The organism is Candidatus Nomurabacteria bacterium, from assembly GCA_023898645.1.
Taxonomy (GTDB): domain Bacteria; phylum Patescibacteriota; class Saccharimonadia; order Saccharimonadales; family Saccharimonadaceae; genus UBA2112.
Genome location: CP060232.1, coordinates 92,453 through 113,116 on the forward strand (window position 1 = coordinate 92,453; position 20,664 = coordinate 113,116).

The 20,664-nt window shown below is 47.3% G+C and carries 16 protein-coding genes; 15 read left to right on the plus strand and 1 reads right to left on the minus strand.

Annotated elements, in window-relative coordinates:
• From H6797_00385 to H6797_00430, 10 genes are all read left to right on the plus strand, one after another.
• Complete coding sequence (locus H6797_00385; GenBank protein ID USN96648.1) at nt 1–7,263, plus strand: hypothetical protein; 7,263 nt, start codon at nt 1–3, stop codon at nt 7,261–7,263.
• Nucleotide 7,264: 1 nt separating this feature from the next.
• Entirely contained in the window at nt 7,265–8,080 is an 816-nt protein-coding gene (locus tag H6797_00390; GenBank protein ID USN96649.1) for an ABC transporter ATP-binding protein, read from the plus strand.
• Nucleotides 8,077–9,282 carry an FtsX-like permease family protein gene (locus tag H6797_00395; GenBank protein ID USN96650.1) on the plus strand — a complete coding sequence of 402 codons (1,206 nt, stop codon included), beginning with the start codon at nt 8,077–8,079 and terminating at the stop codon, nt 9,280–9,282. The genes H6797_00390 and H6797_00395 overlap by 4 nt, the downstream gene beginning before the upstream one ends.
• 1 nt (nt 9,283) lies before the next feature.
• Nucleotides 9,284–9,796, plus strand: coding sequence for a hypothetical protein (locus H6797_00400; protein USN96651.1), 513 nt, complete (start codon nt 9,284–9,286; stop codon nt 9,794–9,796).
• Nucleotides 9,783–10,370, plus strand: coding sequence for a F0F1 ATP synthase subunit delta (locus H6797_00405; GenBank protein USN96652.1), 588 nt, complete (start codon nt 9,783–9,785; stop codon nt 10,368–10,370). Before H6797_00400 ends, H6797_00405 begins: the two co-directional genes overlap by 14 nt.
• Nucleotides 10,360–11,907, plus strand: a complete 1,548-nt coding sequence (locus H6797_00410; protein USN96653.1) for a F0F1 ATP synthase subunit alpha — start codon at nt 10,360–10,362, stop codon at nt 11,905–11,907. The genes H6797_00405 and H6797_00410 overlap by 11 nt, the downstream gene beginning before the upstream one ends.
• A complete protein-coding gene (locus H6797_00415) occupies nt 11,894–12,763 on the plus strand; it encodes a F0F1 ATP synthase subunit gamma (GenBank protein ID USN96654.1) in 870 nt (289 codons plus the stop codon). Before H6797_00410 ends, H6797_00415 begins: the two co-directional genes overlap by 14 nt.
• A 48-nt stretch (nt 12,764–12,811) precedes the next feature.
• Nucleotides 12,812–14,218 carry a F0F1 ATP synthase subunit beta gene (locus H6797_00420; GenBank protein USN96655.1) on the plus strand — a complete coding sequence of 469 codons (1,407 nt, stop codon included), beginning with the start codon at nt 12,812–12,814 and terminating at the stop codon, nt 14,216–14,218.
• A complete protein-coding gene (locus tag H6797_00425) occupies nt 14,185–14,442 on the plus strand; it encodes a F0F1 ATP synthase subunit epsilon (protein ID USN96656.1) in 258 nt (85 codons plus the stop codon). Before H6797_00420 ends, H6797_00425 begins: the two co-directional genes overlap by 34 nt.
• A 77-nt stretch (nt 14,443–14,519) precedes the next feature.
• On the plus strand, nt 14,520–15,053 hold the full coding sequence (locus H6797_00430) for a DUF1905 domain-containing protein (GenBank protein USN96657.1): 534 nt from the start codon (nt 14,520–14,522) through the stop codon (nt 15,051–15,053).
• A gap of 9 nt (nt 15,054–15,062) precedes the next feature.
• On the opposite strand, the gene H6797_00435 is transcribed toward H6797_00430, so the two are convergent.
• Nucleotides 15,063–15,875 (minus strand): SDR family oxidoreductase, encoded by an 813-nt coding sequence (locus tag H6797_00435; GenBank protein ID USN97092.1) that lies wholly within the window; start codon nt 15,873–15,875, stop codon nt 15,063–15,065.
• A gap of 136 nt (nt 15,876–16,011) precedes the next feature.
• Here H6797_00435 and H6797_00440 point away from each other — a divergent pair, with 136 nt between their 5' ends.
• The 5 genes from H6797_00440 to H6797_00460 all read left to right on the plus strand — a co-directional run bounded on the left by H6797_00440 (nt 16,012) and on the right by H6797_00460 (nt 20,597).
• On the plus strand, nt 16,012–16,827 hold the full coding sequence (locus H6797_00440; protein ID USN96658.1) for a patatin-like phospholipase family protein: 816 nt from the start codon (nt 16,012–16,014) through the stop codon (nt 16,825–16,827).
• A 116-nt stretch (nt 16,828–16,943) separates the two neighbouring features.
• Nucleotides 16,944–17,957, plus strand: coding sequence for a DUF4868 domain-containing protein (locus H6797_00445; protein ID USN96659.1), 1,014 nt, complete (start codon nt 16,944–16,946; stop codon nt 17,955–17,957).
• Between the two features lie 84 nt (nt 17,958–18,041).
• Nucleotides 18,042–18,923, plus strand: a complete 882-nt coding sequence (locus H6797_00450) for a hypothetical protein (GenBank protein ID USN96660.1) — start codon at nt 18,042–18,044, stop codon at nt 18,921–18,923.
• Nucleotides 18,920–20,035: a ThiF family adenylyltransferase gene (locus tag H6797_00455; GenBank protein USN96661.1), complete on the plus strand. Its 1,116-nt coding sequence runs from the start codon at nt 18,920–18,922 to the stop codon at nt 20,033–20,035. The genes H6797_00450 and H6797_00455 overlap by 4 nt, the downstream gene beginning before the upstream one ends.
• Before the next feature lie 121 nt (nt 20,036–20,156).
• Nucleotides 20,157–20,597: a PAS domain-containing protein gene (locus tag H6797_00460; protein USN96662.1), complete on the plus strand. Its 441-nt coding sequence runs from the start codon at nt 20,157–20,159 to the stop codon at nt 20,595–20,597.
• The last annotated feature ends 67 nt before the right edge of the window (nt 20,598–20,664 follow it).

The following is a 20,664-nucleotide window of genomic DNA, read 5'->3' on the forward strand; positions in this document are numbered from 1 at the left end:
ATGAAGCAGCGTATATATCAAAACTATCGACGGATTCGTTTCATACTTTTGAAGCGGTGGTATCGTTTGCTTTCGCATCCATTCTGGGCGAAACATTTTGGGCATTTACGTCGACGTACGAAGCGAGCTGTATCACTCGCGGTCACATCGATGCTTATTGTTCTTATGTTGTTTTCTCTCGTATTTCAGGCGGCACAAGTTCAGGCGCAAACGCATTCACTCGGTTCGAAAGATCTGCTAGACGGAACGATGCAATACGGAACGACTCAGCTGACTAACCAAAATACTCAACTTTCGCTTCAACAGGGATACGTTGGTTCCTGGGACAACTCAACTATCGATGGTATTCAACCTGTCCAGACGTATACACGCGGCACGGGAACGTTGGCCTATGGTCCAAATAATATACTCTATAGTCTGTCAAATATGGGAGGACAGTGCTACTTTCGATCGTATGACATAGAGATGCAGCAGTGGAATATTCTCAAAAGTGTACCAATTGCGTGTGGGGCAGGGTCGCATATTGTAAGTGACGGTACGCAATATATTTATTATTTCGCTGGTGACTCTACTAGTGTATTTTATCGATACGATATCGGTGGTGATTCATGGGACAAACTGGCGGACGTTCCTTCTCAGGTGGGTGGCTATAGTGACGCAACTTACGTCGTCAAAAATAATGTCGGATACGTCTATTTGTTTAGAGGTGCTTCATCGGCATCTTTTCTGCGCTACAACGTGTCGACAAAGGTCTGGGATTCATTATCCTCATTTCCGACATCATCAACGGTAGCATATGGTATTGCCATGGTGTGGGACCAGGCAGATTCAATTTACGCAATTAATAACCGTGTGGGTGAGTTCAAAAAATATACAATTAGTACAAATTCGTGGACAGACATATCCTCGCTTAGTTATCCGAATACGCATGTCACTATGCATTATGTAAACGGCTCGATTATTGCAGTTAAATTGCAGTATTGGCCCTATACGGTGCACGGTGCAATTCAGTCGTACAATATTGCCACAAACACGTGGACTGATTTACCGAAGCCGCCGGTAGCAGCAACGAACTATGGCTGGACGCCGCCGTCGGCGTATGACGGCTCACGCTACATATACGCAGAATACGGAACTGATTTGCGACAGGATATATTTCGTTACGACACTCAGACGCAGTCGTGGGACTCAACGTCGTTGTATCAGCTAGATAATGACGATAGTGATTGGCATCAGGGTATGATTTACGACGGTGTACAAACCGTCTACTACACTGGGGGCACCGGTTCTGGCAGTGTGGACCGTGTGTATAAATACGATTTATCGACAAGGCAGACCACCTTGATTGGTAGTCAGATTAATACTACCAGCGGTTGGAAAGGTGTGTATAAGTCGGGCGATCTATATATGTTGCCTTATGCGGGAAATACGATTTTTCAGAAATATAACATAGCGACAAATGCGTGGACGCAGCTAGCAGACCTGCCTTATGCAACGAACTGGGGACTTGACATCGTCGATGGCAATGATGGCTATTTGTATGCAGTGACTGGCGGTAGAAACGAATTTTGGCGGTACAGCATAGCAACAAATGCGTGGACGCAGATGGCAAATATACCATTGCGACCATATACCGGCGGGGGACTTACCCGAATAGGAACTACGATCTATGCATCTACGGGTGGCAGTTACAGTCACTTCTACAAATACAACATGTCAACAAATACATGGACGCAGATTACAAACTTTATACCGAACGGCAAGATTGATCATGGTGGGTTTATCACGGCTGACGGTTCGAGGTATGTGTACATTGGAGCGGGTACGAGAACTGACCCACTGAATCGTCGTCTGTATCGCTTTGACACGACGAACGAAACCTGGCAACGATTGGCAGACTTGCCGGCACCAACCAATGTAAATGCATCAGCTTTTTATGATTCTACGAGTAGTAAACTGTATGTTGCACAAAGTTGGGATTCACCGAGACTTTGGAATTGGAGCCCGAGCGCTGCAAATTATGTAACGTCTGGTACATGGTATTCAAAGCCAATCAACCTAACGCAAGTACAATCCTGGCAACCACTTCAGACAACATCGGGGGGCACGGGAACGACAACTATCTATACCCGTACATCGAGCAATGGACGACTTTGGACTGATTGGCAGGCGACGACTGGTACCACAATTAATTCACCGGTCAACAAATACATACAACTCAAGGTAAGACTTTCGGGCGACGGAAGTAGTACGCCGACCATATCAAACATAGACATCCAGTACGACCAAGAAACAGTACCGCCGAACTTGCCTTCGCAATTTACGGCTTACGACAAGTCTGGGGGGGCGACGCAGCTGACGTCTGGGCAAACCTACGAATACGAACACCCGTACTTTACCTGGGCTGGCGCAAGTGACGGGAACAACGGCTCTGGTGTGGATGGGTACTACGTTTACTTCGGAACTGATTCAAGTGCTGATCCTGCAACAGACGGTAACTATCAAACTGATGCGACATATACAGTCGCGGCACCGATGACGGCGGGTGACGTGTACTATGTGCGTATAAAAGTGAAAGACAAGCTAGGCAATATAAGCGCTGCTGCTACGTACTTTAGTTATCGCTACTGGTATATTTCGCCGCCAGGGTCGCAAGTTATGACGTCTGACGCAGACTTTAACAGTGGGACAAATACCCACGTTGCGATAAGTGGTAATGCTATGAAACTTAAAAGCGTTTCGGGCGGGTCGTGGGGTACAGGGCCAACGGATGCGCTTCCTGACACGCCATACGGATCGTCTGAAGTCATCATAGGTGACTACATGTATATGATGCGCGGATCCAGTACTGCAACTATGTGGCGCTACGATTTGTTGAACAAAGTATGGCAGACTATGGCAGATGCGCCCGGTATATTTAGTGTAGGCAGCAGCATGACGTATGACGGTAGTAAGTATATTTATACGATTGCCGGAAACAATACGAATAATTTTTATCGCTACGACACTGTAAATGACACGTGGACAACTTTGGTTAATCTTCCAGCAAGTGCGCAGATTGGATCTGACATCACGTATGTAGGAAACGGTAAAATCGCTATGCTGTTCACCGGAGGTAGGGAATTTTACGTCTATGATATTGCAAGTCAGGTATTTGGTACGCGACAGAGTTACCCATCTATTATCGGTTACGGCGGTTCGGGTATATGGTATGACGGCAACGACACGATCTATGTAAATATGGGTGGCGACTACATATGGAATTTTACCGATAATACCAGGGATATATTTGCCGAGTATTCGCTCAGTAACGATACGTGGCGTTCGCTTGCAAAACCACCCGTCAGCGCGTTCTATACGCAGAACAATCTAGTTAGCGACGGCCACGGGGGCCTCTATATGGTATCAACTGACGCAAACCAGAGCATAGGCAAGAATCAAATGGCGTTTCGTTATGACATAGCAAGTGATTCGTGGGCTGAAGCTCCGGGCCTAACGTCACAAGTGCTTTATGGATCGATGGTGTCTGATAATAATCGCTATGTTTATATCATCCCGTCATACTCCGGCCATAGCCGCGAGCTTATTCGGTACGACACGTGGAATAAAATATATACGCCAACCACTAAGAATATAGATAAATGGGAACGCATGAGATGGGACTGGCCGTATAATGCTTGGACTTGGGAAGCAGGAAATGCCACTACGGCAGCGTATGACGGTTCGAAATACGTATACGCGATTGGTGCTGACGAAGGCGGATTCTCGCGGTTTGTACGATTTGACCCAGACACAGGCGACACGCAATATCTTGCTAACCCATACTACGTGAACCTTGGAGGCTCGATAGCTTACTTAGACGGCAGTGTTTATTACATGCGTGGCGGGGGCTCAAGAGAAATGATGCGCTACGATATTGCAACTGACATGTGGTCTCGCATGACGGACATACCTGTCGGTGCACATCGTCCCGGTGCATCGGCATTGCAAGTAGTCGGTTCATCGATATATGTTATGACCGGTTACGGTGGCACTGGATTTTATGAATACACTCCCGACTCCGGTACGGGAACATGGACACAAAAGGCAAATATTCCGGGCGGTATATATTATGGTTCCGCCACGTATGATAGTGCGAATGGTTATATCTATGTACTGGCCGGCAACAATAGTGTAAATGACTTTTATCGCTATTCGATCGCTTCCAATACGTGGACGACAATGGCATCGTTACCAACGGTATCTTATTACGGCAATGCGATGGTTGTGAACAATGGAAAAATTTATGCCGCGTTGGGGTCGCTTACCACGACAACGTATATCTATGACATCGCAACGGATAGTTGGACGCAAGGTACTTCGGCGCCCGAAGCATTTTCACATGGTTCGATATTTATACCTATAAATTCTACACACGCATTAGCAATATCTGGTGATAATAGTCCTAATCTTTGGCAGTTTAATTACCCAAGCGCTACAACTGCCTACGAGGGTAGCGCTACGCATGTTTCGCAGATTTTTACGACACCAGGCATTTTTGACTACGCGGGAATTACTGCTCAAGTCGACATACCTGCTGGTACGAGTGTAGAGTTCTTTACTCGTACGTCAGACGATGCCAATAGCTGGAACGATTGGTCTAGAACGAACAACACGAAGTACTATAGCGGACAACTGACGACAATGGTGACTTCGACACCTCATAAATATACGCAGATTAAAGTCGTCATGGAGTCGCAAGATAATTTATATACACCGACTGTCAGTAGCTATGCGTTGAACTACTATTATGACGTCGACCCTCCTACTAATCCGTCGGTCATAAACGTGTACAAGACGACAGCAGAGACCACTGAGCTTACAAGCGGTGTATGGTACAACAACGCCACTCCGGTATTTGAATGGCCAGACCCAGGACAACCGGGTGGTGCAACCGACGGTCCGCTTGGGTCTAACCTTGCAGGCTATTGGGTTTATCTAGGTACTGACTCGACGGCGTCTCCTCGAACTGCAGGTCAATTCGTGACCGATAGTAAATACATACCAAATCTACAGACGTCGGGTACGTACTACCTTCGCATACAAGCTCAGGACGTCACGGGTAACGTAGACGGTAACATCTACGCACCGTTCGTTTACAAGTTTGACAAAGATCCGCCTACGGCTCCAAGTTTTATCACCGTGACGCCAGGCGGCTACACGACGACTAATAATTTCACTTTTGATTGGCCGGCAGCCTATGACGGACACTCTGGGATTTCTGGCTACTGCTATCATACCGGTGCGACTAGTGGTCCATTTGCTACTGAAACTTGTCAGACGGGACGTAACTTGTCTGACGTATCTGCAGCGTATCTTACAGGGACAAATGTATTATACTTACGTACGCTTGATAATGCGGGCAACTACTCGTCGTCGTATACGACAGTGTCGTTTTACTTCTCGACAGATCCTCCTAGTCCTCCGACAAACCTTCGCGCAATTCCGCCGTCGTCACCACAAAACCTCTTCGCCTTTGCGTGGGATTTGCCGTCGCTATATTCGGGAGACCCTAACCAACTAACGTACTGTTACAGCATAAACGAGCTGCCTTCTGCAATAAACACAACTTGCACGAACGACCGATTTATCTCTGCCTTTAAAGCGGCAACACAACAGGGGACGAATATCCTGTATATGGTTACTAAAGACGAAGCGGGCAACGTAAACTGGAATAACTACGGCAGCGCGAACTTTATCGCTAATACTGTTTCGCCTGGAATTCCACTTAATCTTGTTGCGACCGACACTTCGGATCGAGTTTCTGGACGATGGTCACTGACGTTGACGTGGGATAAGCCGACATTTGAAGGTAATGGTATTGCAGGGTATGTCGTACAACGTTCACCAGACGGTCACACCTTTACTGACATTGGCAACACAAGTACCACCGCATTTGTTGACTTGGATGTTCAGCCAAGTAACACATACTACTATCGAATCATTGCGGCCGATAACGTCGACAACCGTGGTGGTCCGTCGGGTACGGTATCGGCGACGCCGCAGGGAAGCTTCACATCGCCACCGACTGTTGTCGTGCAGCCTAGCGCGACAGCCAGCTTTGATCAAGCAACGATTCATTGGGTAACGAACCGTGATTCGACAAGTTTCGTCTATTATGGCACGAATCCTAGTGACCTCAGTCAGAGTAAGGGTACGCTTGATTTGAAAGCTGACCACACTGTCATGATTACTGGTCTTGATCCATCGTCAACCTATTACTATCGTGTTCAAAGCTTTGACAACGAACGTACCTATAATCTTACAGATGCGTATTCACAAATATTTTATACAAAGACATCCGAGGCGGCACGAATCTTTAACGTTAATAGCGACAGCACCACACTTTCAAGTACCGTCCTGGGTTGGCAGACGAGCGTGCCTACGCAAACTCGCATAGATTATGGCACGACGACGGCTTACGGATTAAGTGCAACGAGCGACGAAGGTCTTGGCACTAACCACACATTTAAGTTAGACAATCTTAATAGTGGCACCACGTATCATTACCGGGTTGTGTCGACGACGTCGTTTGGCAGTACGATACGTAGTGACGACTATACATTTACGACTATTTCGCGGCCAATTATCAGCAACGTACGCTTTAACCCATTGGTGAATGATCCGACAACCAGTGTAAAGGTGAGCTGGACAACAAATGTACCAACGACATCAACTGTGCATTATCAGGGAACGGGTGTATCTCAGGAGATGGCAAAGAGTGAACTAACCACCTCGCACGAAATAACACTTCATAATCTTGCGAGCAGCAGTGAGTATGTATTTAACATCGAGGGTCGTGACAGGTATGGCGACCTGACGACTTCTGAGGAGCAACGTTGGCGCTCTGGTTACGATACGCGTCCGCCAAGTATAAGTAACACTAGCCTTAGTATGACAACGACGCAGGGCGTGAGTAACACGCGTGCTCAGTTGATCGTCAGCTGGAAGACGGACGAACCTGCCACGTCACAAGTCGCATACGGTAAATTAAGTAGCGGAAGGCTCGATAAGAAAACACCGGTAGACACAGAGCCGACAACGAACCACGTGATTATTGTCTCCGGTCTTGATCTGGCAGATATTTACAAGGTTCAAATCATATCAAGAGATATCAGTGGTAACAGCGCATACAGCACCCCGACTCTCGTGGTGACGCCAGACAGGGAAACGAGCGTGCTTGATAGCGTGATAACGCTAATGCAGAAATTGTTCAGGTTTTAACATGGACAGTAACGGTGGTGGGGCAGATCAGCATGCGAGCCTTGAGCATCAGGTCAAGGCGCCGATTCTTGAAGCTACGGGAGCGTCTCGCATTTATAAGGTTGGTGGCAACTTGGTGACGACAGTCAGCGACGTTTCACTACAGGTTGGTTTTGGGGACTTTGCCGTCATATTCGGACCGTCTGGAGCTGGAAAATCAACATTGCTAAATATACTGATGGGTCTTGAAAAGCCGGACGTTGGAGAAGTGTTTTTGAAAGGGGAGTCGCTGTACGGTTATAGCGAAGAGGATCGGACGATATTACGTAGCAAGCGAATTAGTTATCTGCCGCAAACACAATACTGGATTGAGTTTATGGACGTGACTGATAACGTTGCCTTACCGTTGATTCTTCAGGGGATGTCGCAACGTAAAGCCCGTGTAAAAGCTCGTGAATGGCTGGAAAAAGTTGGCCTTAAAGAGGAGATGGGTCTTAACCCAGATGAGTTGTCGTCGGGTCAGCAGCAAAAAGCTGCCTTGGCACGCGCACTTATCAAAGATCCGTGGTTGATTTTTGCCGACGAGCCGACAGCCCACCTTGACTCTAAGTCTGTCGAAGAGGTCACGGACCTTTTGCTTTCAAGTACCAAAGAGCATGGCGTGACGATCGTAATGGTGACGCACGATCTTAGCTTTTTAAAGTTGTCGAAAAAGTGGTTTTTCATGAGAGACGGACGGCTATGGGACATCAGAGACAAGCGCAATCCCTTTAATAATATTCGTGACGTACTGGCATACGTCGATTCTGGTAAGGCCGATCAAGAGGGTGCGTCATGAGACTGCGACGGTTTTTATTTCGTTTGGCCCTTCTCAATACATTTAAGCGCCGCTTTCGCGCCAGTTTGGCAGTTGGCGGAATCGCACTAAGTAGTGGCGTTATGGTGCTTCTGTTTGGCGTGAGCGACGGTCTGAAGTCACTGGTAACGCAAGAAATTTCGAATACCGATACGGCAAATGTGATTACAGTGAATCAGCGTAATGTTAAAGAGGTGATACTCGACCAGACAAAGATATCCACCATCAAATCAATCAGCGGAGTTGCCGACGTGCAGCAATTAGTCGGTATGGTGGGCGATGTTCAGTATCATGGCAGTATCGTTAGTCTTCCTCTTTATGCGGTCACGAGCGACTTTTTCAGAGTGAGCCCCGCACAGATCTTAAGTGGTACGACCGATGGGCAACCTAAGGACACGAATATCATTATGAGCACAAAAGCACTTGATACATTCGGCTTGAAACCAAAAGAGGCGATTAACCGCCCTGTCACTGTCAGTACGTCTATTCCATCTGCAAATGCCGCTGATGGTAAAACGGCGGACGAGTTAAAGGTAAGTCCTGCAAAGTTTACCATAGTAGGAAGTATTGAAAGGGGTAACCTTCCGGTTGCCTATGTGCCCATGGAATATATGGTTCAGCACGGACTTCAGAGCGTATCGCAACTAAAGGTTACTGTGACTTACCCTGAAAAGATGTCGGCCGTACGCGAATCAATCGAACAAATGGGGTACCAGACATCCAGCATCCAAGACTCCATAGATCAAGTTAACAGAGTATTTTCCGTTATTCAGAGTATCATTTTGCTGTTTGGCGTCATTGCTCTTGTTATTACCGTTGTTGGTACCTTTAATGTCATTACACTTACATTGATCGAAGAAATGCGCCAAATTGGATTTTTGCGACTTATGGGTATGAAAAAAAGGGCTGTTGGCTTTTTGTTTATCGCTCAGGCAATCATGCTTACAGTGGTGGGCGCGGTCATTGGATCAGTGTTCGGAGTCGTGGCTGGCTTTGCTGCTAACGGCGCTGCGCAGTCACTTGTTGGGGATACACTTTTTACTGGGCGTGTCTACGTCTTTTCAATGCCGACCATACAGATTATAATAATCCTTATGCTATCCATATTACTTGGATGGCTAATAGGGTTTATACCGGCCAAAAAAGCCGTTAAGGTAGGACCGCTAGAGGAGTTACGATCATAGAATGACACTGCAAGGGGTGGTAATTGCCGGTGCACTTGCAGCTGCGATATTGCTGCTGTTTGTTTTTTTGGTGCGCGTTTGGATTTTAGTTCGGCAGCTTAATACTTCCTTTGCGAAACTGGGGTACTTAGTACGAGAAGATGCAAAAAAGTACTTTGACGATGCGGCTGGCAAGATTGTAGATACAAATGAACAGTTCCAGGAAATGTATAAAAAAATCGTCATGGAAGGAACGCGTTCAGTACTCAACGAGAGCAGTACTATTACCGAAAAGATTATGGTGGATGCTCACGGGCGAGCAAACAACGTCGTACTCGCAGCACGAACCGACGCCCAACAGATACTACAAGCTGCGCAGAAAGAGGCGGATATTCATGCAAATAGAACGCTTCAGCAAACCGGTGATGTCATAGGGTGGGTAATGTCGCAATATCTTGGTGAGGTATACTCCGTTGCTGATCACGAGGCCCTAATTGAAAAATTAGTAAAGAATTATACCGATGAGCACAGATAATAAGCACACACATGTATCGCCAGAAGTACGGGGTTCAATCGGCCGCGAGATTATGAGCGTGCTTAATGCCTGCACAATTAACATGTCTTCGGAGCAGACCCTCCGAGAATTACAGCTTACTGTTGAACGACTGACGTTTGCTAGTGAGAATATAGGCGAGGACATGTCAATGACTGACGTGGATACTATCTTAGGGGGCGACGTATCTCCTGGCACTATGTCGTTTATTGCCTGGCTACATAAGCGAAACGCCATTCGCTTGTTGTTCGGAGAGAACGGGCGGATGCTGCTTTCGTTTTGCGTCAGGTACTATCGAAATGTGCAGCAGGTACGATGCAGTACGCCAATTCCTTTGCGAGAGTCGTTTCGTATAAAGCTACTAACACAATTACGTATATTGTATCCGGAACCGATAAACATCATATTTGAGACCGTACCCTCGCTTGTGGCGGGCTGTATCATCGATGATGGTCATAAGCGAGTTGACATGAGTTTACAGAGCAAGATACCAAAATTGGTTAGTCAGTACGTTGACGCCACTCGACCAGTTAGGACTGCGCCTCATGAATCCTAGTGTTGGTCGCGTTGAGTCTGTGCGCAGTGAGACGTGTGTCGTCAGTGGGCTAAATGGCGTAGGGCTGAGCAATGTCGTGACGTTTTCATCGGGGGCCACGGGTATTGTATTGGGGTTTGAGCACCAAACAGCACAAGTAGTAATGCTTGAAGCTTATGAGAAGGTCAAAAAGGGTGATTTGGTACGTATAATTTCTCAGTACCCCGTGATTACCGTAGGCCAAAAATTACTCGGGCGGGTAATTGACCCTCTAGGACGACCTCTTGATGGACATGGTGACATCGATACACTGGGTGCTGTGGTGCTACCGGTTGAAATTCCTGCGCGCCCCATCTTCCAGCGCGCAATCGTCGACAAACCCCTTCAGACTGGGTATACGCTCGTTGACTCGCAAATACCGATTGGTCTTGGTCAGCGTGAGCTTTTGGTAGGTGAAAGCAAATCCGGGCAAGTCGATGTGGCAATAGACATCATATGTAATCAGGCTCGCCTTAAAACAGATCTTATCTGCGTATATGTTGCGATAGATGCGGAAGTGGCAGTAACGAAGCGTAACGTAGAACGACTTGAACAGACTGGGGCGTTAAAACAGACGGTGGTGTTGTTTGGTCGTACTGCATCTGCGGCATCACTTAACTACATCACCCCCATGGTAGGCATGTCGATTGCTGAATGGTTCATGACGCAAGGAAAAAACGTTCTGATTGTGTTTGACGACATGTCTCGACACGCAAAGGTATATCGACAGCTCTCTTTACTGTTGAACAGGCCTGCAAGCCGCGAGGCGTATCCAGGAGACATCTTTTATCTGCACTCTCGTTTGCTTGAACGATGCGGAGCGTTTAATGAGCATGCAGGCGGAGGGACGATTACCGCGTTACCTATCGTTGAAACATCAACAGAAGAAGTAACCGACTATATCACCACTAACCTTATGTCGATAACCGACGGTCACGTGCTGTTCCGACGAGCACTGGCAAACAAGGGCTTGCGCCCACCAATAGACAGTGGATTCTCTGTTTCGCGTATTGGTGGTCGTGTCCAATCGAAACTTATTCGGGAATTGTCCGATCAGCTAAAGGACATACTAGTACGATTTGGCGAGATTGAAAGATTCATTGCCTTTGGTACTGACCTCAATAGTGATTCGCTTGAGTTGTACAATTTGGGGTTACGCGCCAGGGCATTATTTGATCAGACTTCGGATGATTACTTTACGCCTCTACAGCAGGCACTACTGCTTTACTTTGTAACAAGCAAAAAGGTTTTGGAGTGGGACCATCATCAGATGAGGCCGCTACGTACTCAGTTGCTAAAGTTTATGGTAATGCCACCATATGACAGGATGCTGACACCAAATATGCTACAGACATTTGACAAGAGCGTGACCGATACTTTTGATGAATGTTTTAAAGATTTCATGAAGAACCCCGCAACACCTAAGCCTGCCGAAAAAGCACAGCGCCTTGTGGCTGAGACCGAAACAATCAGTGGTATATTGCGTGAAAACGAGGATATGTTCCATGACAAAAATTGATGGTCTACAACAAGAAATTCGTACGATGAAAGAGCTTGAGGACCTTACAAATATGCTTGAGCAAACTGCAGCCCGTAACATTGCCGTAATGCGCACGGAAATTCTAGAAAGCCGACCGTTTTTTCAAGAATTTTGGCGCATTTATGCAGTAATGAAACAGTTGACGCCGCCACCGCCTGAGGTAATTCATAGACAACTAGTGGTCGCCATCGGTATAGATTGGGGGATGCCAGGTAATTTGCTCCATCGAGTACTGGATGTTGCCGAGCAAACGTTTGAAGAGCACGGTGCGGATCTGATGTTGATTGGTAAAATGACCCATGCGCGGTTCAGGACTAATACCGATCGTACGGTTCATACATTTTCGGCTCCTAAAAAATCATCACTTCGCGATATTGAACCTATCTATGCTCTTATTTCAAAATATGCACACACAACTTTCGTTTATCCACGTTTTGAAAGCCTCTCCAAACAAGTCGTCGAAACTAACTTCATAACAATAGGCGAAACCGCTGAGGAGCATAAAGCGAATGCGCAAAATCGAGCAAAGGACGAAGTGGCGGCGAAGCGTTTTATCATTGAACCGAACCCTCAGGAAATTGCCAATTATATGAACCAGACTGTCGTTGGATTGTCGCTATACCACTATATTGCAGAGTCTATGCTTGCATACAGCGCCGCTCAAATGGTGGCAATGCGAGACTCGTACGATAACGCAAAAAACGAGTCAAAGGCATTGAGGTTAAAGTACCACAAGGCTCGTCGTGCGATGATTGACTCGAAACTGCGTGAATTGTACGGATCTCGTATGTCGGGAGATTTTCAGCTAGACAAGGACGGAGTACATAAGCGATGATTGACTCAAAACCGCTAGAGCTGTATGGTACTCGCATGAAGGGGGAATATGGACAATAACCAAAACGTTGGTGCTGTCGTACGTGCCGTAGGGCCAATTGTTGACGTTGAGTTTGATTCACTCATGCCGCCACTCGGTAGGGCGTTGAAAGTTGAAAAGACTGGCATGATTCTTGAGGTCATTGAGTACATGAATGACCGTGTTGTGAGGTGTATGGCGTTGAGTTCTACAGATACGATCGCGCAGGGCTTGTCTGTAATAGATACGCAGGCGCCTTTAAGTATGCCACTTGGTCCAGAAGTGCTCGGGAGGGTGCTAAATGCTTTCGGACAGCCACTCGATGGTGGTCCGCCATTTAAAGTAGAAGAATACCGTGCTATACAACGCCCGGCTCCAAGCTATGACGAAGTTGATAGTAAACTTGAAATTTATGTTACGGGTATTAAAACGATTGATTTCTTTTCGCCGTTTCCAAAAGGTGGAAAAATTGGCCTTTTCGGTGGCGCGGGCGTGGGTAAAACGGTCATCATCACCGAGTTGATTCATAACATTGTCAGTTCCATTGAAGGTTTGTCGGTATTTATTGGCGTAGGAGAGCGTACTCGCGAGGGTCATGAGCTAGTAGAAGAGATGCGCGATAAGGATCTGTTAAAAAACGTCTCTCTCGTATATGGGCAGATGAATGAAACGCCAGGAGTCCGATTTAGGGCGGCACATGCCGGTCTGACCGTTGCGGAGTACTTGCGTGACAGTATGAAAAAAGACGTGCTACTGTTTATCGACAACGTCTTTCGCTATGCGCAGGCTGGTAACGAAATTTCTACTATTCTAGGGCGAATGCCTTCAGACACTGGTTATCAGCCGACGTTGGGCCAAGAAATTGGTCAGATTGAGGAGCGTATTGTCTCGACGAAACATGGCGCTATTACCTCTGCGCAAGCGGTGTATGTGCCGGCGGATGATTTTACCGATCCGGCCGTGGATGCGATTTTGAATAAACTTGACGCTAGTGTGATTTTGTCACGTGATTTAGCACGTCTGCGAATATACCCAGCCATCGATCCCTTGCGGTCGAATTCGGTACTTGTTGGCAAGAAGCATTTGACCGAAGAGCATTTTGAGGCTATTCAGCTGGCGCGTCGGACACTTGAACGCAACGAAGAGCTGAAAAGTATCATTTCTGTTCTTGGAAAAGAAGAGCTTTCACCAGAAGACCGTCAGTCAGTTGATCGAGCGGAACGCCTCATTAAATTCCTTACCCAGCCTTTTTACAGTTCGGAAAACTACACGGGTACAAAGGGCGTATTCGTAAAGTTGGAAGATACCGTGAAAGGTGTCCGTAAAATCGTGCTAGGAGAGGTCGATCAGATTCCTCCAGAGTTTTTCTACATGAAAGGTACCATTGAAGAAGTAGAGGCCGCATGGCAGCAAAAGACGAATTCACCCTCACGGTAACGAACGAAAAAGGGGTTATGTATTACGGGCCATGTGAGCTGGTTTTTCTACCGTCGCAGCGTGGTGAAACTGCTGTCATGAGGCATCATACGCCTATGATTATGAAGTTGACTCCCGGGAAAGTTCGTATGAAAACGTCGTCTGGTACGCAGGACATCGCAACGGTTACATCAGGGTTGGCGTATGTCGCCGAAGACGTTGTTTCTGTGCTTGTTGATCTCTGATAGGCCGTCATCTCAGAGTGAGTTCCGTACTTGACACGGGCGATGTTTTTTCGAAAAATAAGACGAGTAAGAAATATATGTCATTGATTACATTTAAAGCAAAATTATACAAGATTGGTCAGTGGACACTTCTTCGGTTGCCTGAGGATGCTAGCACTCAGCTGCCATCGCGTGGGCAAGTTGCGGTGAAGGGGAAGATCAATAATCATGACTTTCGAGCGGTCCTAGAGCCAGACGGCAGATGGGGGCATTGGCTCAAGGTGGATGTGCAGTTGCAAAAAACTGCTGGACTGAAGGTGGGTGATGAAGCAACACTAGAGATTGAAGCGACGAAAGACTGGCCAGAACCCGTAGTGCCACAAGATTTCGCTACAGCTCTGAGCGCTGCTCCGCAAAAAGTCATAGACAAATGGAAAGACATTACGCCAATGGCTCGTTGGGAGTGGATACGTTGGGTGAATGAAACAAAAAATCCAGATACACGCGTGATACGTATTGAGAAGTCCGTATCAAAATTAAACGGCAAGCATCGACGACCTTGTTGTTTCAACCTTGCCGCATGTACTGATCCGGACTTGTCGAAAAGTGGCCGACTTATTGAGTTGGCGTAGATTAACGAGCTATTTGCCGAGTAATGACTGCATTTGCTTTGCGATGAATTTCGTCGCGAAGACTGGATTCAATCGATAGAGCCTGTTCATCATATTGGAATCTTTGCCGGTGAAGATTTGTGGTTTGTTTTTTTCGATGCCACTAACGATGATGCCGGCTGCTTTGTCGGCTGGTAGCATCATGGCAGCTTGTTTTTTCACGTCAGATACCTTTACGTCGGGCATTTTAACACCGGAATTTTGCGTGATTTTTGTGTCAGTTGCGCCGGGGTACACGACGGTAACATGGACATTTGTGTCTAGCAGTTCGGCGTAAAGACCTTCGGTAAGTAGTTTCACCGCAGCCTTTGATGCGCCGTAGACACTCTGGCCAGGTACGGGCAAAAAGCCCCCCATGCTCGACACGTTGATGACATGTGCTTCGGGTCTTTTGAGTAAGTGGGGAAGAAAAGCTTTTGTCATGTAAAGTGTGCCAAAAAAGTTGACGTTCATGACGCGTTCGATGGCGTCATATTCAAGATCATTTACTTTGACGAACGGTTGTATGATGCCTGCGCAGTTGACGATGCCGTCAACCTGGCCCTGTGCCTTAATGACTTCCTCGGGTAGTTCAGACACGGCGTTGCGATCAGTGATATCGATTGCGTGTGTAGTCAGGCTACTGCCAGCGTCGCTGTTTTTTTCGCGGAGTTTTTGCAAGCCTTCTTCGCGCAAATCGACCGCTGCAACTTTGGCGCCTCGTGCAAGTAAAGCAGAAACCAGCTCGCCACCGATACCGCCGCCAGCACCAGTTACTAGGAATACCTTGTCGTATACTTTCATGGTTACTTTCTTTTTTGTTTTAGCGATTATTTTCCCCATTGTAGCATGAGCGTAGTAAAGAGCGGTGCGGCTTGCGCAAATGCTTTAAGGGGAGTATGGTTACTTCAACGCGCACGCTTACTTCACGGGAGGAAACATGGAACAATCTCACGATTACAACTCGGAATTACCATCACTAGTACTTGGTGGTGGAGGTCCCTTTGGCATTGCATTTGAATACGGCATATATGAGTCGCTGCAGGGCGCGGGAATTGATTTGGCGGATGCACAAATGCTTGGTACATCAGCCGGTTCGTGGGTAGCAAGTTTCATCGCAACGGGTAGAGACTACTCTGACGTGGCTGACATACCGCAGATCAAAGTACCGAATTGGCAGCCGGGATTTTTGCAAGGTATTGCACGGGAAGTACTTGGCAACGACAGGGCGAGTAATGTTCGGACTATGGCATACAGACTTCCTTCAAGGGAGCATCCAATACCAGGGCCGCAAAAACTGAGGGGAATTGATCTGGCGGACATGGTTGCAGCTTCTTCGGCCGTGCCGGGCCTGTTTCGCCCTGTGCGAATCGGGAACGAGTCTTACGTAGACGGCGGTGTTCGCTCGATTGTCTCTGCCGACGTAGCACCGAAATCACATAGAGTATTAGCCATTGCCGCCCTAGGCCAGCATTTAAAGCAACCAATTGGTCAGCACAAATTGGCAGTTGGGCCAGCGTTGGAATGGCAACTGCGACGTGAACTGAACAGCTGGAAGCAACGACATGGAGGCGAGGTGGCATATATACAGCCCAACGAAAAGATTGCCGGCATGGTTGAAGGTCCCGGCGATTTGTTTAATTTCGACATTGCACATAGGGTATACGACATGGCGCGAGAGCAGGGCGAAGAGGTTGTTGAGAGGTGGCGCGACATGGGTACTCTGGCATTATGGCTGACACGCCAGCCCATATAAAGAATCTTGCATTTTTTACAGCACTTGTTTGACGGTTTTTCCGCTACACTGAATGTATTATCACCAAAAACTAAAACGTTAGACAAAGCGTTTACCTATTGAAAGGCTGATTTGACATGGACCAAGACATATTGGCGCCCGAACAGGCAGAGAAAGACAACTACAAAGAAACCGACGTGTTTGCCTGGGCAAACAACATGCTGCAATACAAAGAAGATCTCAAGATTGATCTGTTTTTGATTAGCAAAAGCTACATACCGTTTAGGATTAAATTAGCCGACAGTTTACGGCAGCAATTAGAGCCACTCTTTATCGACGGGTTGTTGGAATATTTGTTTGAAGGTGCCGAGGAGGGTATGACAGTGCGTGGGTTTGAAGAAGCTGAGGCTGAGGCTGGTGTATTGCAGCGCACGCAGGTATACAAAGTCGTGCACGCACGCGAAACGCTTCGCTGGATTAAGACGCAGGAACATGAGATCGAGACGTTCAACGACGACGAGCATGATTTCGGTCGCATGAAAGGCATGATCGCGCGGGTGAGCCACCCTGATATGAAACACGAAGTTTTCGTCGTAAAGGTGCTGCCACGCTCCAACGTCATGCAAGGCAAAGCAGGCTGGATGGTCAAGAGCGGCAAGTTTGTACCGTTCGACGCCGAAGCCGCCGTGCGCATACCAGCCGACAATCAGCTGCTTATTATCGACCAAGATATGTACGTGTTTAGTCAGGCGCGCCTGAAGCAGATGTTTAGCTACGACGCCAAGGAAGCAATCATTGCCGAGAAAAAGGTCAAAGAAGTCAACGCTAACTTCCGACTGAGCTTCCCAGAGGGTCAGAATATGCAGACGCTGATTGAGGGCAAGCGAAGTATCATCAAAAAGCTACAAAAACTTGATACGACGGCCGTTAAGCAGGAGCAACTACTAGAGCACGCCGAGGACTTGGGCATCGAAATGATGCAAGACGACACCGGCGCGATTATCATCATGGACGACAAAGATATGGGCAAGTTCGTCAATCTACTCAATGACGACTATATGGAATCAGCACTGACGGGTCAGCGCTACGAGATCATCCAGAAAAAACTTCTGAAGATTGATGAAGATGACGCTGAGCCGGTCGCGCCCTAATATCAGCTAGCTTTTCTAAAATCTGCTATATTTGTATTGGAAAATACTTATGTTTAGGTGGATTTAAAATGAGGCGCGTGGAATATGAAAACTGACGGAATAGAGTCCAGGTTTGATTCCCATGAGCCTCCACGAACTGATAAGTATGACTATAGCTACTTTACCCCAGAGGAAAATCCTGACGGAGAGTTGCTTGCCAAGCAGATTCAAGCACAGAGTTACGTCAACATGCGGATTGTTCGCCCCGAAGGGTTAATTACGCTTGCGAATGGTGCGCAGATTATGGCCCCTTCCGCATCTAATCCATCGGGAGTTCCGTATGTCCCGATTGTCGGTAGTCGGGCTGAATATGCTCTTGGAATAGAAAAAGGAACGACCGATCTCAACCCGATGACCGGCCGGCTAGTCGCTTGGAAAAAGCTCTATGCACCTTTAGACGCATTGCCGGCGTATCAATTCAGCAAAGACGTTCTTTGGTCAGAGGGAGAGCAGTACCTGCGGAGTGTCGAGGCGGATCCAGGCTGTGTTTTAGTAGAACCAGAAGCGCTCGGCAAGACAATAAACGCTGGTCGTGCAGTGGTTAAAGAGTTTATACGAGCTGAGATACAGCGAGTATTGGGTAGGGGCGAAGTGTGGTTTATGGGACTTGTCGAAGCGACAGCATTTGAATCTTTTGTCCACAACTGGGGACAGACCGCCGTAAAGCAAATTGGCCCGTCGAAACAAACGTTTCATCCACAGATGTGTAGCGGCATTGCGTTGGTGCCGACTGTTATGAATATCGACAGTTTTTACGATGACATGGCTTACGATATTTTGACACCAGGAAATAAATTTGCCGAACGACAATTAACTAACTTTGTCTACATGTCTGACGGTGTCAGTGACACCACACTAGGGTCTGAGCTTGCTGAATTTCGAGTTTGGGCATGCAATTTAGCGAGAGCTATGGGAGGTACTTTGTGAATTATCATGGCGATTCACTAGAGTACTGGATGAAGCGTGAAGTAGTAGAGGCGCCGGAGTGGTCAGAACCTGAGTGTTATGATCCAAATAATGTGAGTGACAGGCGGGGTATGTACAGTCGTGTCGTCATGGGCGGCGCAAAAGTCCAGCGGAAGGTTGCTGCAATCGCCGAAGATCTCTTTGAGATGAAGCATCCTGACCAGAAAAACAATCAGACCGCACGCGAGCGCTTCGTCGAGCCGATTTCAGCCGAGGGCGATCGTTATGGTAAATGGTACTATTTTCCCTGGTCAAACCAGCTTGTGCAGTATCCCGACAGGGAGGAACATCGTTTACTTTTAACGTTTCGCAACCGAGAACTGATTACTGCGGATGAACTGCGTAAGATTGGTTCCGCGACAACGGCGCATATAGGATTAAGTGTCGGATCGCACATACTTGAACAGACGTCTCATATGGCGCTAGGGGATAAAGTTATTTTAGCCGATCCAGATGTTATGTCTGTGCCAAATCTGAACCGAATTAATGCCGGTATGCCAGAAGTGGGTATGCGCAAGACAGATGTTGCGGGTATTCGCTTGAGCGAGCTGAATCCATACGTTAAACAGGTACATCTTTTTGATGGCATAACGTCACAAAATGCTGAAGTAGTTGCCCGACATCACCCCGATTTGATATTTGAAGAAGTCGATCACATGCCAACGAAGATACTGATGCGTAAACTTGCGTATCGAGTGGGTGCTGCCTTGATTATGGCTACCGATACGGGTGACCTTACCATGATCGACGTGGAGCGGTATGATTTAGGTGATGTTAAGCCGTTTTTGGGTAGACTGACAACAAACGAGATGATGATGATCGAGGAAGCGAACCCGTCACCAGAGCAGACGGTGCGTCTGATTATAAAACTGATTGGTCTAGAGAATATATCTATGCGCCTTGCACAGTCATTGGGGCAGATCGGCATCACACTAGGAGGGATAGCGCAGTTGGGTACGACGGCGTCGACTGGCGCCGCCTATGCAGCCGTTGCTGGTCGTGAAATATTACTCAAGAGAGGACCTACAACTGGCCGCTACAAGGTGTCTCCGCAAGAAGTGCTGCATCTGTGAAATAGTAGAGTTTCGTAAGCGCTATCAATAGCGCTTGCTTTTTTTATAGTTTTATGATAATATAATACAAATAATTAATCGAGAGACTCTTAGAAGTAAGAGGAGAGGAAACAATTTCTAGATGATTTTCTACGATCACGTAGATGAAATGGAGCTTTTCAACGATGCCATGGAAGCAAGTGGCATGGCATGGTGGCTGTTTGAACACCCGACTGGATTAATTTTCTTCCACCCCAACAAGCTTAAGATGCTTGGTTACGACGCCAAGGATGCTGAGAAATTCGTACACATAAGTAAGTTTGTCGATTTGATGCACCCAGATGACATCGAATCTACAACGGGCGCCCTCGGTGCTTATTTAGAAGGCAAGACTGACGATTATCAGGCTGATTATCGTATGAAGACCAAGAACGGTGAGTACAAGCGCTTTTACGACCGTGGCAAGATTGTCGGCAAGAGACCAGACGGTCAGATCGCAGTCGCTGGGTTCGCTATGGATCTGACGCAGTCGAAATTAATGCCACGCCCAGCGCAGACTACCGAGCTGTCGAATAAATCGTAGGTCCGGGTGACCTAAAATCTCTTAGCGCTTTATTTTGAAGTACTGTATTTGGTATATGAGAAGTGCT

Coding starts and splice junctions, on each gene's coding strand:
- H6797_00385 (USN96648.1), top strand. CDS start 1: ATGAAGCAGCGTATATATCAAAACTATCGACGGATTCGTTTCATACTT.
- H6797_00390 (USN96649.1), top strand. CDS start 7,265: ATGGACAGTAACGGTGGTGGGGCAGATCAGCATGCGAGCCTTGAGCAT.
- H6797_00395 (USN96650.1), top strand. CDS start 8,077: ATGAGACTGCGACGGTTTTTATTTCGTTTGGCCCTTCTCAATACATTT.
- H6797_00400 (USN96651.1), top strand. CDS start 9,284: ATGACACTGCAAGGGGTGGTAATTGCCGGTGCACTTGCAGCTGCGATA.
- H6797_00405 (USN96652.1), top strand. CDS start 9,783: ATGAGCACAGATAATAAGCACACACATGTATCGCCAGAAGTACGGGGT.
- H6797_00410 (USN96653.1), top strand. CDS start 10,360: ATGAATCCTAGTGTTGGTCGCGTTGAGTCTGTGCGCAGTGAGACGTGT.
- H6797_00415 (USN96654.1), top strand. CDS start 11,894: ATGACAAAAATTGATGGTCTACAACAAGAAATTCGTACGATGAAAGAG.
- H6797_00420 (USN96655.1), top strand. CDS start 12,812: ATGGACAATAACCAAAACGTTGGTGCTGTCGTACGTGCCGTAGGGCCA.
- H6797_00425 (USN96656.1), top strand. CDS start 14,185: ATGGCAGCAAAAGACGAATTCACCCTCACGGTAACGAACGAAAAAGGG.
- H6797_00430 (USN96657.1), top strand. CDS start 14,520: ATGTCATTGATTACATTTAAAGCAAAATTATACAAGATTGGTCAGTGG.
- H6797_00435 (USN97092.1), bottom strand. CDS start 15,875: ATGAAAGTATACGACAAGGTATTCCTAGTAACTGGTGCTGGCGGCGGT.
- H6797_00440 (USN96658.1), top strand. CDS start 16,012: ATGGAACAATCTCACGATTACAACTCGGAATTACCATCACTAGTACTT.
- H6797_00445 (USN96659.1), top strand. CDS start 16,944: ATGGACCAAGACATATTGGCGCCCGAACAGGCAGAGAAAGACAACTAC.
- H6797_00450 (USN96660.1), top strand. CDS start 18,042: ATGAAAACTGACGGAATAGAGTCCAGGTTTGATTCCCATGAGCCTCCA.
- H6797_00460 (USN96662.1), top strand. CDS start 20,157: ATGATTTTCTACGATCACGTAGATGAAATGGAGCTTTTCAACGATGCC.